At 44.9% G+C, this 15,799-nt stretch carries 16 protein-coding genes and 5 pseudogenes; 4 read left to right on the plus strand and 17 right to left on the minus strand.

The annotated features are described in order from the left end of the window. Window positions 1-73: 73 nt before the first annotated feature. Window positions 74-733, minus strand: a pseudogene (locus tag ACYF68_RS12690) (glycosyltransferase family 4 protein); the annotation flags it as partial. Between the two features lie 146 nt (window positions 734-879). Between ACYF68_RS12690 and ACYF68_RS12695 the strand changes: the two are divergent. Then, window positions 880-1,833, plus strand: coding sequence for an LCP family glycopolymer transferase (locus tag ACYF68_RS12695; RefSeq protein ID WP_461047265.1), 954 nt, complete (start codon window positions 880-882; stop codon window positions 1,831-1,833). A gap of 22 nt (window positions 1,834-1,855) precedes the next feature. Then, a complete protein-coding gene (gdpS, locus tag ACYF68_RS12700) occupies window positions 1,856-2,902 on the plus strand; it encodes a GGDEF domain-containing protein GdpS (RefSeq protein ID WP_461047267.1) in 1,047 nt (348 codons plus the stop codon). Between the two features lie 23 nt (window positions 2,903-2,925). Here gdpS and ytxJ read toward each other — a convergent pair whose 3' ends face one another. Then, window positions 2,926-3,246 (minus strand): bacillithiol system redox-active protein YtxJ, encoded by a 321-nt coding sequence (gene ytxJ, locus ACYF68_RS12705; RefSeq protein WP_461047269.1) that lies wholly within the window; start codon window positions 3,244-3,246, stop codon window positions 2,926-2,928. Window positions 3,247-3,360: 114 nt separating this feature from the next. Between ytxJ and ACYF68_RS12710 the strand changes: the two genes are divergently transcribed. Further along, complete coding sequence (locus tag ACYF68_RS12710; protein WP_461047271.1) at window positions 3,361-3,600, plus strand: hypothetical protein; 240 nt, start codon at window positions 3,361-3,363, stop codon at window positions 3,598-3,600. An 11-nt stretch (window positions 3,601-3,611) separates the two neighbouring features. On the opposite strand, the gene ACYF68_RS12715 is transcribed toward ACYF68_RS12710, so the two are convergent. Together ACYF68_RS12715 and ACYF68_RS12720 are read right to left on the minus strand one after the other, a co-directional pair. Next, window positions 3,612-3,734 carry a hypothetical protein gene (locus ACYF68_RS12715; protein ID WP_461047273.1) on the minus strand — a complete coding sequence of 41 codons (123 nt, stop codon included), beginning with the start codon at window positions 3,732-3,734 and terminating at the stop codon, window positions 3,612-3,614. Then, window positions 3,724-4,509: an EMYY motif lipoprotein gene (locus ACYF68_RS12720; protein WP_461047274.1), complete on the minus strand. Its 786-nt coding sequence runs from the start codon at window positions 4,507-4,509 to the stop codon at window positions 3,724-3,726. Before ACYF68_RS12720 ends, ACYF68_RS12715 begins: the two co-directional genes overlap by 11 nt. Window positions 4,510-4,662: 153 nt before the next feature. On the opposite strand from ACYF68_RS12720, the pseudogene murB reads away from it, so the two are divergent. Further along, a pseudogene (gene murB / locus ACYF68_RS12725) lies at window positions 4,663-5,604 on the plus strand (UDP-N-acetylmuramate dehydrogenase). A 58-nt stretch (window positions 5,605-5,662) separates the two neighbouring features. Here murB and ACYF68_RS12730 read toward each other — a convergent pair. The 13 genes and pseudogenes from ACYF68_RS12730 to ribD all read right to left on the minus strand — a co-directional run bounded on the left by ACYF68_RS12730 (window position 5,663) and on the right by ribD (window position 15,775). Continuing rightward, window positions 5,663-7,073: pseudogene (locus ACYF68_RS12730) on the minus strand (IS3 family transposase). A gap of 73 nt (window positions 7,074-7,146) precedes the next feature. Beyond that, window positions 7,147-8,184: a siderophore ABC transporter substrate-binding protein gene (locus ACYF68_RS12735; protein ID WP_461047276.1), complete on the minus strand. Its 1,038-nt coding sequence runs from the start codon at window positions 8,182-8,184 to the stop codon at window positions 7,147-7,149. A 94-nt stretch (window positions 8,185-8,278) separates the two neighbouring features. Next, window positions 8,279-9,086 (minus strand): annotated as a pseudogene (locus ACYF68_RS12740) (iron ABC transporter ATP-binding protein). After that, window positions 9,083-9,469 (minus strand): iron chelate uptake ABC transporter family permease subunit, encoded by a 387-nt coding sequence (locus tag ACYF68_RS12745; protein WP_461047277.1) that lies wholly within the window; start codon window positions 9,467-9,469, stop codon window positions 9,083-9,085. The pseudogene ACYF68_RS12740 and the gene ACYF68_RS12745 overlap by 4 nt, the downstream one beginning before the upstream one ends. Beyond that, the gene (locus ACYF68_RS12750) at window positions 9,432-10,043 is read right to left on the minus strand and encodes an iron chelate uptake ABC transporter family permease subunit (protein WP_461047279.1); all 612 of its coding nucleotides are present in this window, start codon (window positions 10,041-10,043) and stop codon (window positions 9,432-9,434) included. The genes ACYF68_RS12745 and ACYF68_RS12750 overlap by 38 nt, the downstream gene beginning before the upstream one ends. Further along, a complete protein-coding gene (locus tag ACYF68_RS12755) occupies window positions 10,036-11,004 on the minus strand; it encodes an ABC transporter permease (RefSeq protein ID WP_380569216.1) in 969 nt (322 codons plus the stop codon). The genes ACYF68_RS12750 and ACYF68_RS12755 overlap by 8 nt, the downstream gene beginning before the upstream one ends. Before the next feature lie 197 nt (window positions 11,005-11,201). Further along, complete coding sequence (locus ACYF68_RS12760; RefSeq protein WP_461047281.1) at window positions 11,202-11,471, minus strand: hypothetical protein; 270 nt, start codon at window positions 11,469-11,471, stop codon at window positions 11,202-11,204. Then, window positions 11,429-11,818, minus strand: a complete 390-nt coding sequence (locus tag ACYF68_RS12765) for an SDR family NAD(P)-dependent oxidoreductase (RefSeq protein ID WP_461047282.1) — start codon at window positions 11,816-11,818, stop codon at window positions 11,429-11,431. The genes ACYF68_RS12760 and ACYF68_RS12765 overlap by 43 nt, the downstream gene beginning before the upstream one ends. 100 nt (window positions 11,819-11,918) lie before the next feature. After that, window positions 11,919-12,332, minus strand: a complete 414-nt coding sequence (locus ACYF68_RS12770) for a FixH family protein (protein ID WP_461047283.1) — start codon at window positions 12,330-12,332, stop codon at window positions 11,919-11,921. Window positions 12,333-12,459: 127 nt separating this feature from the next. Beyond that, window positions 12,460-12,923, minus strand: a pseudogene (ribH, locus tag ACYF68_RS12775) (6,7-dimethyl-8-ribityllumazine synthase). Window positions 12,924-12,935: 12 nt separating this feature from the next. Then, window positions 12,936-14,372, minus strand: coding sequence for a 3,4-dihydroxy-2-butanone-4-phosphate synthase (gene ribB, locus ACYF68_RS12780; RefSeq protein ID WP_461047284.1), 1,437 nt, complete (start codon window positions 14,370-14,372; stop codon window positions 12,936-12,938). Continuing rightward, window positions 14,321-14,737, minus strand: coding sequence for a riboflavin synthase family protein (locus tag ACYF68_RS12785; protein ID WP_461047285.1), 417 nt, complete (start codon window positions 14,735-14,737; stop codon window positions 14,321-14,323). Before ACYF68_RS12785 ends, ribB begins: the two co-directional genes overlap by 52 nt. 63 nt (window positions 14,738-14,800) lie before the next feature. Next, on the minus strand, window positions 14,801-15,775 hold the full coding sequence (ribD, locus tag ACYF68_RS12790) for a bifunctional diaminohydroxyphosphoribosylaminopyrimidine deaminase/5-amino-6-(5-phosphoribosylamino)uracil reductase RibD (RefSeq protein ID WP_461047286.1): 975 nt from the start codon (window positions 15,773-15,775) through the stop codon (window positions 14,801-14,803). Window positions 15,776-15,799 lie beyond the last annotated feature (24 nt).

The raw sequence follows: 15,799 nt of genomic DNA on the forward strand, positions 1-15,799 counted from the left end.
TGAAAGGGACTGCGAGGATGATGATTGGGAAGAACAGTGAAATGAGGGTGATGTTCTTAAAGCCCATCAACGATACCACGCTGATTATGAAACCGAGCAGCATCGCCCCGTTATCACCAAGAAATATCTTTGCTGGATGGAAATTGTACACCAGGAACCCGATACACGCTCCGATAAGGATTGCGCAGATCATCATGACAAAAATATTGCCCTGGAGAATCGTGATGAACGCAATACTTGAAAGGGCGATTACGGAGACTCCTGTAGCAAGCCCATCCAATCCATCTATCAGATTGATCGCATTCAGGATGCCGACTATCCAGATGATGGTTATCGGAATGGAGAATACACCGAATTCGATTTCGATGCCAAATGGAGTCACACTGTCGATCACCACATCATAAAATACCGGGACCAGACTTGCTGCAATCTGCCCTACTAGCTTAAGGCCAGGTTTGAGATCATATTTATCATCGATGATGCCTACGATCACGATGACGATTCCGCCGAATATGATTGCCTTGTATTCAGCTTCTATCGGACGTGAGATGATGACCCCAATAATGAACGATATCAAAATCACCACACCACCAAGGTATGGAATGGGTGTCCGGTGGACTTTTCTGTTGTTTGGATAGTCGACAAAACCAAATTTACGACTACCCCATATGAAGAGCGGTGTCAGAATCAATGAAATAAGAAACGAAACCGTCAATAAAAATAGAGTATACATTCCATCACCATCACTAGTTATTTCCAACCCACTATATCATATTAACCTTCAATTATGTATCGGTCATCCATCTTACTACATATATAATTTTTATTACACTCAAATTCGTTGTATAATTATCTTAATCAAGAAAAAGGAGATCTAATATGAATAGAAGAACAGGCGGGATGCATCCCGTCCTCAAAATATTACTTACTCTGCTCATCATCTCAGTCATCGTATTGATCGGTATTTTCGCTTATGTATATCTGCAGTTGAAAGGTGCTGCAAATGACATGTATGATGATGAGTTCACATCAGAAACCTCAGACCTCAGGGAGACGGATGTAAGCTTCAAAGACGGCGACCCCATCTCCGTCGTCCTCTTCGGGACCGATGATGATGAGTCGCGGAATGCAAGTGGTATGGGCCAGCGTTCCGACACCATCATGGTGGTGACGCTCAACCCGAACACTGATGAAGGCCGCATGCTCAGCATACCGAGGGACACACGAACAGAGATTGTAGGCCGCGACACAGTGGAGAAAATCAACCACGCCTATGCCTACGGTGGTCCTGAGATGGCATCCCGTACAGTAGAAAACTTCCTCGATATGCCGATAGACCATTTCCTCTCGATAAATATGGATGGGTTCACCACCATAGTCGATGAACTTGGTGGCATCACGGTTACAAGCGAAGACACCTTCGAACAATCCGGCTACCAGTTTACAGCCGGCGAAACCTATGAGATGGACGGGGATATGGCTCTCGCCTTTTCCAGAAGCCGTAAATCCGAAGGTGCAGGTGGCGACTCGGGAAGACAGAAGAGACAACAGCAGGTAGTTGAAAGCATCGGCCAGGAAATGCTCAGCCTCAAAACAGTAGCAAACTTCGGCTCAATCCTGAATGTCATGGGTGAGAATGTCCGTACCAATATCCCGTTCAAGGAGATGAATGCTCTTCGTTCCAACTATCAGAAGGCTGCGCAAAATATAGAGCGTCTGACTCTTGAAGGGACGGATCAGAGGCTGGACGATGGTCTATGGTATTTTATTCCTGATGATTCTTCATTTAATTCGACAAGAAATGAATTACGTGAAAATCTAGATCTGGAATAGTTAAGATTTAGGAGGGACAGGCATGCTCATCGATTTCGTACTCAATATATCCATCACGATCAGTGGTATCTACCTGTTCCATCGCCTGCAGTATATCGAAGATCGCAAATTCATGGATTCCGATGTTTTCCAGGCACTGCTGATGACCACCATAGCTGTTCTGCTGTTGATGGTGCCACTGCACTTGGCGGGGATGACGTTCAGCTTATATTTCATACCGTTGTTGATTCTGATCAAGTACAGCGCCACACACCTCATCATCGGCGCTGTCGGGGTCGTCTACCTCTTTCATCATATGATCTTTGATTTCGAGTGGGAGATTTATCTGATATTCTTCATCCTTTATTTTTTCATCATGATGATCTTGCCCTTCGTCCGTATCCGGAAACTACAGTCACTGACAGCAACCACCGTCATCTTTACGCTGTTTTACGTAATCAGCATTCATATGTTCGTTCAGCCCCTTACCTTATGGCAGATGCTTCTATTCATCGGGGCAAGTACGGTGGTGATGTTTACTGCCGTGATGATGTATGAAGATGTAAATGCAATCCTTGCCCTTTTGAAACGGTATGAAGAAGAAGAGTACAAAGATTTCCTGACCCAACTCGGCAATGTTAAATCCCTCGATAATGCGGTCACCGAACTCATGGACGAATCCGATACACTCAGCCTGCTGCTTATTGATATAGACAATTTCAGTCTGATCAACGATAAATATACCCATACTGCTGGCGATGCCCTGATTAAACAGATGGCCCATCTACTGGATAATCATGTACCGAGTGGCGGCACTTTATACAGGAGTAGCGGAGAAGAGTTTTCGATGGTGATGAAAGATCTCTCATTCGACCGTACGGTGCGCCTGGCTGAAGCGATTCGCAATAGCGTCGAGCGGGCGCGTTTCCATGTCAGCGAAACCGAGAATGTCCGGCTGACGGTGTCCATAGGCATCGCTTATCAACCCGTAACCCCGGAAACGAAAGGCAGGTTGTTCAAGGAGGCAGATGATATGCTTCACGCCGCGAAGAAACAGGGAGAGAATAGAGTGATGTTCAATCCATTATAAAAAACCAGGACAGTGTCCTGGTTTTAATCTTCAACGGCAGAAAGGTTTTTAAGTGTAATGTTATTATGTGAATCTTGCCATCTCACTTCTTCATTCTCAAAATAGAACGCCTGCGGCGATTCATGTTTTACGTTGAAGTTCTCTGCAATATAATCGGAGAGATCACGGTTATTTTGTACGATAAGATAATAGCCGTCCATATCCCTTTCATAATGGAATTTTTGGAACTCTTCGAAGGCAGCTGCTGAAATTGGACAAGTACTGCTATGCTTCATGAAGAAAAAATTCTTTTTTTCTTGCAACAACTTTTGAAATGACTCAATCGATGTTGTCTTAGTTATCATTTCATCACCTTCTCATTAACTTCTCATTAAGCTCTTAATAACTTATCATTTATGCTACTATTTGGCAAATCCGATTATGGATTATGTTATAATGACTTCGATTGGAGGATTCATATGAATAATAAACCACTGAAAAGATGGACATTTCTGGATACTATAAATGCATCTCTCTTGATCATCGTCCTTTTGTTCATGCTTGATTTTGAAAATAATGCGACTGTTACAATCATTCTTCTTGCTGTATTCGCTTTCTGGATTGTTACGGTAATCCTACGGAACATCTTCATTTCAAAGATTGAAAAGGATCCGAACCATCCTATGCATAATAACCAGTCTGAAGAGAATAAGAAATAGAAGACGGGCTTTTAGAGCCCGTCTTCTATTTCCTTCAGGTCTTTCCAGTACTGGTCGTCCAACTGACTGTAGGTACTCTTATAAGGCAGGATATTCTGGAGCTGGAGTTGTTGGAGTTGCTCGTTATACTCCATGGCCTTCGTGCGTTCCTGATAATATTTTTCGAAACCGTAATACATCTCCAGAAGTCAAACTCCTCACCTGCATAGCAATTTCAGTTTCGAGGTTCACTTGGTTGAGGGATCGGATGTGCCTATCTACAAGCGGCAATATCACTTCGTTGATGTAGGTGGTCCTATCATCACGCGGTTCATTTTGTTTAAGCTGCTCTGATTTTCCATCCAGTTCTTCACTGTTTGAATTGATCTGTTTGATTAATTCATCAGTTTCGCTCTCTTCCTCACCCTTTCGGATTTCTTCAATCACCTGATCCCGCTCTTCCTGATTCTCCATGAACGTCTGGCTTAACTCTATCAATGTCTCATTTGACCGCGCAGATTTATAGTATGTTTCGACATATCCATTCAACTCATCAACAAATTTCCCTTTCAATTCCAAACTTTCTTTGTAGGTTTCATGAATCTCCCGTAAATCCTCTTCTACCACTTCCACTTGCTCCATTTCCGTGTTCATCTCTTCAATGAGCGGTTCCACTTCTTCACCGAGCATGTCATTGAGGGAAGAGAGTTTATCCAAATCAATTTCCGGGTCCCTTGCTGATGTTTCTTCAACCAAGGCTTCAAGGTCAATCTGATTTATTTTTTCGTTAAATTCATCGTCTAGTTCATGGATGGTACTCATATCACTCATATACTCGTCATAATTTGCTTGAAATCCTCTGTCGCAACCGCTCGCCAACAGGAATAAAGCCATGAAGATTATGCCTATGATACCTTTTTTCATATGCATGGAGGCCACACTTTCCTATAATTATGGATTCTTACGCTCGCACCACAAATAAAATATAGCACATAATGGAAGTGCCGCCAATTCCATTGGCAATGTGTGGGCCATTACATTATAATATTATGTAGGTATTTTCTCTTGAAAGGACATATTAAGGTGGATTACAAAAAAATTGCAGAAAATTTAAGTGCTTTACTTGTCAATGGTACGTTTAAAACTGATGTGCCCCTAAAAAAATATACATATACCGAGACTGGCGGAGTAGCAGATTTCTATGTCACAGTATATGATTTTGAGGAAGCTTCCCGCGTTCTTGAATACAGCTACAATAACCATATCCCAATCACCTATTTAGGCAATGGTTCAAACATCATCATCCGTGATGGAGGCATCAGAGGCATTGTTCTCAATATGCTTAAGCTGGACCATATAGAAGTCGATGCCGATGTTTTGACGGTCGGCAGCGGTCGCGCCATCATCGATGCTTCAAACTTTGCCAGGGACTATTCGCTGTCAGGCCTCGAGTTTGCATGCGGTATTCCAGGTAGTGTCGGTGGCGCTGTCTATATGAATGCCGGAGCGTATGGCGGAGAAGTGAAAGATTGCCTGTTGGAAGTTACTGTCCTTGATGAGTCTGGTAAAAGATCGTCCTTAAAAATGGCGAACTTGGACTCGGTTATAGGAAAAGTGTGGTGCAGGACAATGGTTATGTAGTGGTGGAGGCCAAGTTTGCCTTGAGCTCGGGGAACAAAGATGATATACAAGCTGTCATGGATGATCTTACGGAACGGCGGGAACGGAGGCAACCCTTGGAGTATCCCTCCTGCGGCAGTGTCTTTCAAAGACCGCCGGGGAATTTTGCTGGTAAACTTATCCAAGATGCCGGTCTTCAGGGCTATCGCGTCGGTGGCGTGGAGGTTTCAAAAAAACATGCTGGTTTCATGGTCAACGTCGACAGCGGCTCTGCCAGTGACTATGAAGAACTGATAAAACATGTTCAAGACAAAGTGTTCAATGAATTCGGTGTCCTGGTTGAACCGGGAAGTCCGGATTATCGGCGAACCTGTCTACAAACGATTCAAACGCTATGAACAATAAAAAAATGTAGTGACCCAGAAAGTTAAAATTTTAGAGCAGAGAAATCTGCTCTATTTTTTTATGCACTTTTCAACTGGTGCTCCTGCTGCTCCCGGTACTGTATCGGGCTCAGCCAGCCCAGCTTCTCTTTGATCCGTTCTGTATTGTAGTATGTGATGAAGTGGATGATTGCCCGTTTCAATGACTCAAAACTATGGTAGGTGTTGCCATGGTAGATTTCCTGCTTGATGATACTGAAGAAGTTTTCCATCGGTGCATTATCCAGGCAGTTTCCCTTCCGGGACATGCTCTGAAATATGCCCTGGGCTTCAAGTGTCCCCCGATACGCCTGCATCTGGTAGGCCCATCCCTGGTCGGAGTGGAAGGTCCGCCGGTAGGGACAGTCTGTGGATGCTTCGATGGCAGTCGCCAATGCAGACAGGATACCTGCAGCACTCGGCCGCCTTGAGATGTTGAAACTGATGATTTCACGATTATACAGATCCATGAAGGGATCCAGATACAATTTCTGCTCCACCAGCCTGTCGGAAGCATCCCGTTCATAGTATTTGAATTCAGAGGTGTCGGTGGTGATTTTCTGATGTGCAATTGGTGTGTCAAATCGGCGGTTGATCCGATTCGGAGCGGTCTTTCCGACAGTGCCCCTGTATGAATTGTACTTGCGTGTCCGCCGGGTGTAGCTCTCGACCTGCAGGTGCATGTCGGCCATCAGCCGCTGCACCTTCTTCTTATTGATGCCATGGCCTGCTTTCCTGAGTGCCGCTGTCATCCGGCGGTAGCCATAATCCTTGTGCGTCTCCCGCAGTGTGGTGAGTGCTGTCTTGAGTTCGGCATCCGGATCCGGACGGTCGAAACGCTTCTGCCAGTACATGTAGGTCGCCTTGGGAAAGCCGGTGGCTGAAAGAATATCCTTCAGTCTGTATGTTTCCCGGAGGTCGTGGATGAGTCGTGAGATCTCTTCGTTTGTCGCCGGCTTTTCTGTTCCCGCAACCTCCGCAGTTCCTTTAAAAAATCGTTCTCTATCTCCAGTCGTTTCACCTTGTCCTCGAGTGCTCGGATCCGGTCATCCTCCGGCTGTCCCTCCCGTGGCTGCTTTTGTTCATCAGACATTTGCGATCGCCGCCCCCTCCGTATGGAGAGTCCCGATACACCCGCCTCCCGGTACCGCCCGACCCATCCAGCAATCAATGCCGGATTGTTCATCTCCAGTCGGGCGGCAACATCGGCGTAGGACATCTCCGTATTCAGGTACAACTCTACCGCATTCATTTTAAATTGAACAGGGTAATGCGTGCGCTTGCGGGATCTGTATAGTCCAGCCTCCCCTGGTGGGTGTAGGCATTGACCCATTTCAGGACTGTTTTAGGATCCGGGATATTGTATTTTCTGCTCATATCCGCCAGGCTGTATCTGCCCGTCAGGTAATCATTCACCACTTTCATTTTCAACTCGAAATTGTATTTGGCCATAAAAGTAACCCCCGAAAGTTAGATTTTAGGTCTAACTTTCGGGGTCGGCTCAAAAGACCCTTAGGGTCTTTTTTTATTGTTCCAAAGCTTGTTCTACTTCTTCTAGCTGACCAATGGTCGTCATTACGCCACCTGAAGCAAGATACCAAAGTTTCGCATCAAGCTCTACGACCTTGTCATTTTCAATCGCATCCACGTTCTGCATGACTGAATTATCCAATACGTCGCCAGATGAAGATTCTCCACCTATGGCACTTCCTCTATCCAACGCCAAAATGATGTCCGGGTTCTTATCATTGATATATTCATAGCTTATTGCTTGGCCGTGTCCTTTATCGGCAATCTCATCATCGGATGTTTTGATGCCAAGATTGTCATATAGGAAACCATAGCGTCCTCCGGGACCGAATACTGAAAGTTCTCCTTCATTAGCCATGACGAACATCATTGATTCATCCGCATTTTCAGCTTTTTCTTTGACTTCTTCAATTTTTGCATCAAAGTCTTCTATGAGTGCTTCTGCCTCAGAAGATTTATCATAGATCTTGCCGAGCATTTCTGTGTAGTGGCGGATGTCATCGAAGTAGTTCTCGCTGGATGGAGAAACATAGAGGATTTTAGCATCTGGTGCCGCTTTTTCAAATTCGCTTACCATCTGAGAGGTCGCCTGACGGCCTGAAATAAGAATTACTTCAGGTTGAAGTTCTGCGATCTTTTCAAAGTTTGGATCTTTCAAAGTACCCAGATTTTCATATTTATCATCAGAAAACTTATCAAGTTGGTCGGGTATGGTACTTGTTCCTTCACCTTTAGGCAAACCTGCTACACTTTCCGCTTCTCCAAGTTCATCTATTGTAGAGAGTGCACCATAATCAAATACAGCTACACTTTCCGGGTTTTTCGTCACTTCAACCGTTTCGGAAACTTCCTCACTCGCTTCTTCGTCATCGGAAGACTCGTCAGAAATCATATAATTATTCCTGACCTCAACTGTCTCCTTATCAGAACTTGAACCTTCGGCTGCTTCTTTTTCCGATGTACCTTCAGTATTGCCGCAAGCGGCAAGGACCATGATCATCATGATTGCCAACAATAAATAAAATTTCTTCATTTCTATTCCTCTTTCCTATGTGTCTTTAGCCCCCACTAAAAACATCCATATATCCGATAAGTACCCATCACCTCCCTTAATGTCTATGCTTTCATTAGGCGCGTGCCTGGTCCTCGATGAAATCATCTACAGTTGCATTCTCATGCTCATCGAAATAGACGCATATCTGCTGTCCGTATATGCATTCTATATTGATATCCATCTCATAGATGTCTTCCAGTATTTCCTTTTTGATGACATCATCTTTTTTGCCACTGACTGCGATTTTGCCATCTTTCATCGCAACAATGTTATCTGAATAGCATGAGGCAAAGTTTATATCATGTATCACTATGATTATCGTCTTGTTGCGCTCACGCACCAATCGCCTTAAAATCTGCATTATCTGCACTGAATGCTTCATATCAAGATTATTAAGCGGTTCATCCAGGAAAATATATTCCGTATCTTGGGCAATCGTCATGGCGATATAGACGCGTTGCCTCTGTCCGCCGGACAGCTCATCGATATAGCGTTCTTCAAAATCTTCCAATTCCATGTAGCTGATGGCTTCATCTATGATTTCATTATCTTTTTGTGTGAGACGGCCTTTGGAATAAGGGAAACGACCGAAAGAGATCAATTCTCTGACAGTAATCTTCAAGTCCATATTATTGGACTGCTTTAGGATCGCAATCTTCTTGGCTAGGGCATCGCTCGGAGCATTGAGTATGTTTTTACCTTCCAGGAGAACTTCTCCACTGTCATGGTTCAAAAGACGTGTGACCATGGACAAGACTGTACTCTTACCTGCACCGTTTGGGCCAATGAAAGAAGTCACCTTACCCTTGGCAATTGAAACGGATACGTCGTTGACTACTTTTCTGGCCATAGAATTTGGAAATACCTTTAAGATCGATCATCTTCGACTCTCCTTAAGCATTAATATGATGAAGTATACGCCACCTACAAGATTTATGATTACGCTGATCTCGACTGCCTGGTTGAATACATACTGTGTCAAAATCTGTCCGACCAGCAGTGTAATCACTGCAATGAGTGAACTACCGATAAGCAGGTAACGGTGTTTATATGTCTTGAACACCTCGTGGGCCAAGTTTACGACAAGCAAACCGAGGAACATTATAGGACCAACCAGTGCGGTAGACACCGAGACCAACACCGCAATGATGAGAAGCAGCTGGGACACCTTCCTATCATAGTTCACACCCAGGTTTATTGCATGATCCCGGCCTAGTGTGATGACATCAAGTGAATGGAAGTCCTTCAGTACTATAAGAAGCATAACCAGCACGATGGCAGCGGTAATCCAGAAGCAGCTGTTCATTGATTGCATTGAATGAGGCAAACATTGAGCTCTGCAGTACGAGGAAGTCATCCGGATTGATGAGCATCTGCATGAATGTCGACAGGCTGCTGAAGAATGTACCCAGAATGATGCCGATCAGCAGCAGCAGGAATACATGGTTCCCTGTCATCTTGAACAGGTACTTGAAGACGAATACAGTAAAGATTACCAACCCGATCATGCTGACCAGATAATTCACGTTGTCGTTCGTAATCAGAGGAGAGCGTGCACCTGCAACAAATACTATTACCGTCTGTATAAATAGATAGACGGAATCGAGCCCCATTATTGATGGAGTCAGGATACGGTTTTTGGTTATGGTCTGAAAGATCACTGTTGACAGGGCAATCGCTATACCCACAATGATCATAGTAGCCACACGATTTAGACGTGACGGCAACTGATAATAGAGTATATCGAAGTTCAACTGATAGAAGGTGTAGAGCCCTGCAATGATGAGTGCTGCAGCTGCAAAAATGATGAGTCGCCTGTTGTTCTTCTTATCATGCATTGGATCTCACCCTCCTGAAGACCATAATCAGGAAGATGAAGCTTCCTATGACACCAATCATCAAGCCGATGGAAATTTCATACGGGAAGATGATGATGCGTCCAAGAATGTCACAGATCATGACAAAAACGGCACCAAGCACAGCAGTCAGAAAAATTGTGTTCTTCAGGTGATCACCCCGAAATAGTGAAATGATGTTCGGGATAATCAGGCCAAGAAATGGTAACATGCCCACTGTGACCACCACTAATGCTGTGATTACAGCGGTAATAAGCAACCCAATATTCATCACGCGTTGATAATTGAGCCCCAGGTTTTTTGAAAAGTCGCGACCCATCCCCGCAATTGTAAATTGATTCGCATAATACAATGCAATGATGAGAAAAGGAATGCTTATGTATAATACTTCGTATCGTCCAGAAATGATTATGGAAAAATCACCTTGCAGCCAACTAGATAATGACTGAATCGAATTCGTCCTCAGGCTCAGGAATGTCGCTACACTGGCAACAACGTTACCCAACATCAGACCAATTAATGGAACGAATACTACATCTTTAAATTGGACCCGTTGAATAATCTGCATAAAAAGCATCGTCCCCAAAAGACTGAGTGCCGACGCGAAAATCAGTTTGACGAGCAGACTGGCAGTCGGAAAGAACATCAGGGCCAATAATATACCGAGACGTGCCCAGTCCATAGTACCAGCCGTCGTTGGAGAGACGAACTTATTGCGTGTCAATTGCTGCATAATCAGGCCGGAAACACTGAGTGATGCACCGGAAATGATAATCGCAACTGTTCTCGGCAAGCGGCTTTCCATAATGATATTCTTCTGGTTCTCCGTCAAATTAAACAAATCTCCCGGAGAAAGTTCAACCACCCCGACAAACATCGAGACAATCGAAAGTACTATCAATAATATGATCATGATGTCTAGCCTGAACAGTTTATATATCATTTTAATCCACCTTAATTGATAATGATTATCAGCGATAACCACATGTTCAATTATACACGTCAATGCTTCAATTTCAAGCATTCAAAATCCAATATAATAAAAAAACCACCCGATTGGCATCAGATGGTATCCAGTTGTTTAATTGATTATAATGGTTTCTCCATTCGGCATGTTCTCTTCCCCGTATAGGATGGCCATTATTGTGCTGAGCGCTTCGTGATAAGAGCGCCCCCCGATTCTTCATAGCGGATGGAAGGCCTGTAGCTTAAGGCGTACACATCCACATCTTCCCTCCGCAGTTCGGCAGCGGTAGAATGTGTCAATGCCTCGATTGCGCCTGTAACTGTGTAGTAGAGGTTCCTTTCGAAGACATCTTCAAATGACGGCTCAATCACATTGATGATCTTCGCATCACTCTCATCCTTCAGCATCGGCCGTAATGTACGGATGCCGAGATAAGTCCCCATACATGTTCATACATTACCTGGTTGAATTCGTCGAATGATACATCATAGACGGAACGGTTCTCCGTAAAGATCCTATGAACCAATACGATGCCATTCAATGTATTGTAATCCTGTTGGATCTCCTCAACCGTCGCTACCCAATCTATCTCTTTCGCCTGTTCCAAAAACACCACTTTGTGCGTGCCCTCAGAACTTTGATTTAGACCTTCAAAAAGATTTTCCAACTCAGTGTAATCCACCCCCGCCAAAATGACGTTGGCCCCCTCCTGCGCAAGATACATCGACAGTTCCCTGCCTAGGGGAGTAGCAGCATCCGACACTACATAAGTCTTCTCTTTCAAATTCATCTTATCCTCCTGATTAAAGCGCCATATCTAGATAATTGCTACCTCTATTGTAAACCTTAAACAGCTGCTTTACAAACTGAAGGATGGCACCTCAGACAGTCTATTCCACCGTCACTTCCTCTTGCGGCATCGTATGGAGACTGAAGGCGTCGACGTGTGATATGACTACATAGTCACCCGGTTCATCGAAGGTATAGTCAATCATATAAGCACCTGCTTCTGAATGTTCAGCTTCAATCTTCTCTATGCTTTCCTCATCTTTTTTGACTTCAAACACAACCTTGTCGGCATCTGTCACATCTTCATCATTGGACGTGACATGCGCGATAAATTCAGCCGTTTCACCAGCTTCCACCGTTTCAGGCACTTCCAAACTGGCTTCCAGTGATTTAATTTCATCACCACTTGAGTTTTCATGGCTCATTTCATGATCGTCATCTGCACCGCCGCCACAGGCGGAAAGCAACAGGACTCCTGAGGTTAAGGCCGTGAAAAAACCTACTTTCAAATTCATTCGCTTCATCTCCTTATTTAGTACGTATTTTACAGCGTACCATGGAAAGAAGTGCTTTAGCGTCCATAAATATGAACGTTATCTGAAATATATATCTTTCGGTCCACTCAGGAAGCCTGTGTAATAATCATATTACTTTCTTCATCAAGTTAGCCATCTCGATTGCGCCGAGTGCTGCGTCGGCCCCTTTATTGCCTGCTTTTGTGCCGGCCCTCTCCACTGCCTGCTCAATCGTTTCGGTAGTAAGCAGCCCGAACATGACTGGGACGCCTGAGGATATAGAAGCGTTCGAAATACCTTTGGCCGCTTCATTGCACACATAGTCATAATGGGTGGTGCTCCCTCGGATTACACATCCCAATGCTACAATCGCATCATATTTCCCGAGTCGGCCAACGTCTTGGTGATGAGCGGGATTTCGAAAGCTCCCGGCACATGAAACAGGTCGATATCTTCAGATTTGATGCCATGGCTGAGTAAAGCACCTTCGGCACCGGTAATGAGCTTGGAAGTGATGAAATCATTGAACCGTCCTGCGACAATCGCGATTTTCAGATCCGTCCCTATCATATTGGCTTCTATTTTATTCATTATCATTTCCTCCTAAAGCATATGTCCAAGCTTTGTTTTTTTGGTCTTCAAGTAATCCTGGTTGATTAGATTCGATTCAACGATATGGCTTTTATGCTGTACTTTTATCCCCTCAGCCTCAAGCCCCTTTATCTTGCTTGGATTGTTGCTGAACAGGGTAACCTGGTCGATGCCCAATTGCCGGAGCATTTCTGCAGCTGCATCATATGTGCGCAGATCTGCATCGAAGCCAAGATGCTCATTCGCACTGACCGTATCATAACCATCTTCTATCAATTCATAGGCCCTCATCTTATTGATCAGACCAATGCCCCGGCCTTCTTGCCTCATATATAATATGACGCCATCTTCACGGCTCATGATATTCATGGCTTTTTCGAGCTGCGCACCGCAATCACAGCGAAGGCTGCGGAAAACATCACCAGTCAGACATTCCGAATGGATTCTGACATTGGTCTTATTGCCCACCTCTCCATGTACCAGCGCAAGATGTTCCTGTCCGGTCCCTTTATCGATAAACCCGTAAACTTTAAACGTACCGTATTCGGTAGGCATATTTATGGTCGTCTCCAGAGTGACCGCACTTTTCTTTTCAACATATTTTCTCAATGCCTCGATTGTAATCATCTTGAGGCCATGTTTCCTTTTATATTGAACCAGGTCGTCAACGCGCGCCATAGTACCATCCTCATTCATGATTTCACATATGACACCGACTTGGGAGGCGCCTGTAAGGCGTGCAAGTTCCACGGAGGCCTCCGTATGACCCATGCGTTCCCGGACACCTCCTCCCTTTGCTATGAGCGGAAAGACATGGCCCGGCTGATTGAACTCAGTTGGATTGACAGTTTTGCCGGTCAGGGCCTGAATTGTCCTGAAACGTTCATGTGCACTGATTCCAGTTGTAGATGATTTGTGGTCGATGGATGCCGTAAATGCAGTTTTATAAGGATCGCTGCTATCCTCAATCATCAGGGAGAGTCCCGCCTCCTCAGCAATGTCAGCTGAAATCGGCGCACATATCAGTCCGCGGCCGTGAGTGGCCATGAAATTCACTTCAGCTTCGCTGATGAATTCTGCAATACCGATGAGATCTCCTTCGTTCTCCCGGTTTTCGTCGTCTACTGCGATAATCAGTTTTCCGGCCTTAAGATCCTGTAGAGCCGCTTCAATCGAATCAAACATGGGTGCCTCCTCTTTCCTCGTCTCTCCAGCCTCTAAAGTTTCCCAGGATAATAGATGCTCTACATGCTTCATCAGCATATCTGCCTCTATATTAACGGCATCGCCAGGCGACTTGCCTCCAAGTGTCGTACTGGATTGTGTTTCAGGTATCAGGCTGATAATGATTTCGGAACGCTCGGGCTGCACTCCAAATAATGTCAGGCTGATGCCGTCTATTGCGATAGAACCCGGTCCGTCATATATTTCATCAACTCCCCAGGACATTGGATATACATATTAACCGCGCTGCCATCGGCTTCTTTATGCATCACCTTGCCGACACCATCAACATGGCCTGAAACGAAGTGTCCGCCAAGTCTCGTGTTCATGGTCAATGCCCGCTCCAGATTCACCATGCTCCCTGGGTGTATCGGGCCGAGATTTGTAATATTTTTGGTCTTGTTGATCATTTCGACTGTGAAACATTCATCATCCAGATGGGTTACAGTCAGACAGACACCGTCAATGCTGATGGAGTCGCCGATTTTCAGATCATCAAACATGCCTTTCTTCACCAGCAATCGGGTATGCTGTCCTGTATCTTCGACTTCTTCCACTTCGCACACTTGTTCAATTATTCCTGTAAACATATCCTCAAGCCTTTCTATAAGTCAATTTAAGATCAGATTCGAGGCTTTCAACTTTCTCCAGGTCTAGCTGCACAGCAGATTCCATTTTGAAATCTGGGATTGATACAACCCATGACCGGATTCACCAAACAATTTCGGGGCGATATATAAGATGATCCTGTCGTATAATTCCTGTTCTATAAAAGAAGTGAGGATGCTCCCACCACCTTCTACAAAAAGGGTTGATATGCCTTCTTCATACAATGCTTCCAACACTTCTTCGAGTGGTCTCTCGCCCACTCTGAGGTCACATCGGTCGCTGTATTTCATATTCATTTCGTTCGTCGTAAAAATAATCGGCCGGCTATCATGGTCGAATATATGCAGATGGTCATGCAGCACCCCATCCCCAAGCAGAATGATCGGTACAGGACTGTTCCCGCCCCCGTATACCCGGGCAGTGAGGCGTGGGTTATCCTGGAGCAGGGTCGTGCCGCCGACCAGTATGCCGTCGTGGACATGCCTTTCTTCATGGACATTATACCTCGCAGCCTCTCCCGTTATCCATTTGCTTGTGCCATCACAGAGGGCAAGCTTACCGTCCAGACTCATAGCACATTTCAATGTGGTTATAGGATGCTTCCTTTTCAAATGCGTAAAGAAAGGATGGTAGAAGCGGTCTATCTCAGCTTCCTGTTGATGTGCGACTTGGACACCGGCCGCGCTCAATACTTCATGCCCTCTTACCTTCACATTCTCATCCTTCGCGGCATAGTACACTTTTTTTATCCCTGCCGCAATTATCGCCTCTGTACAAGGCGGAGTTTTGCCATGATGTGAACACGGTTCAAGCGTTACATACATGTCTGAACCTGCAGGGTCTGTATTGCATGTTGCCAGCGCCTGACGTTCAGCATGAGGTTCGCCATATCCCAAATGGGCTCCCATGCCGATTATTTTTCCATCCTTCACTATAACTGCACCGACAGCCGGATTGGTTCCAGTCTGGCCTGAGGTCATTTGGGCAAGTTGTAGTGCCATTTTCATATAATGATTCAATTTCTACCTCCTCAATATAAAAGC

It is taken from the genome of Salinicoccus sp. CNSTN-B1 (genome assembly GCF_054792835.1).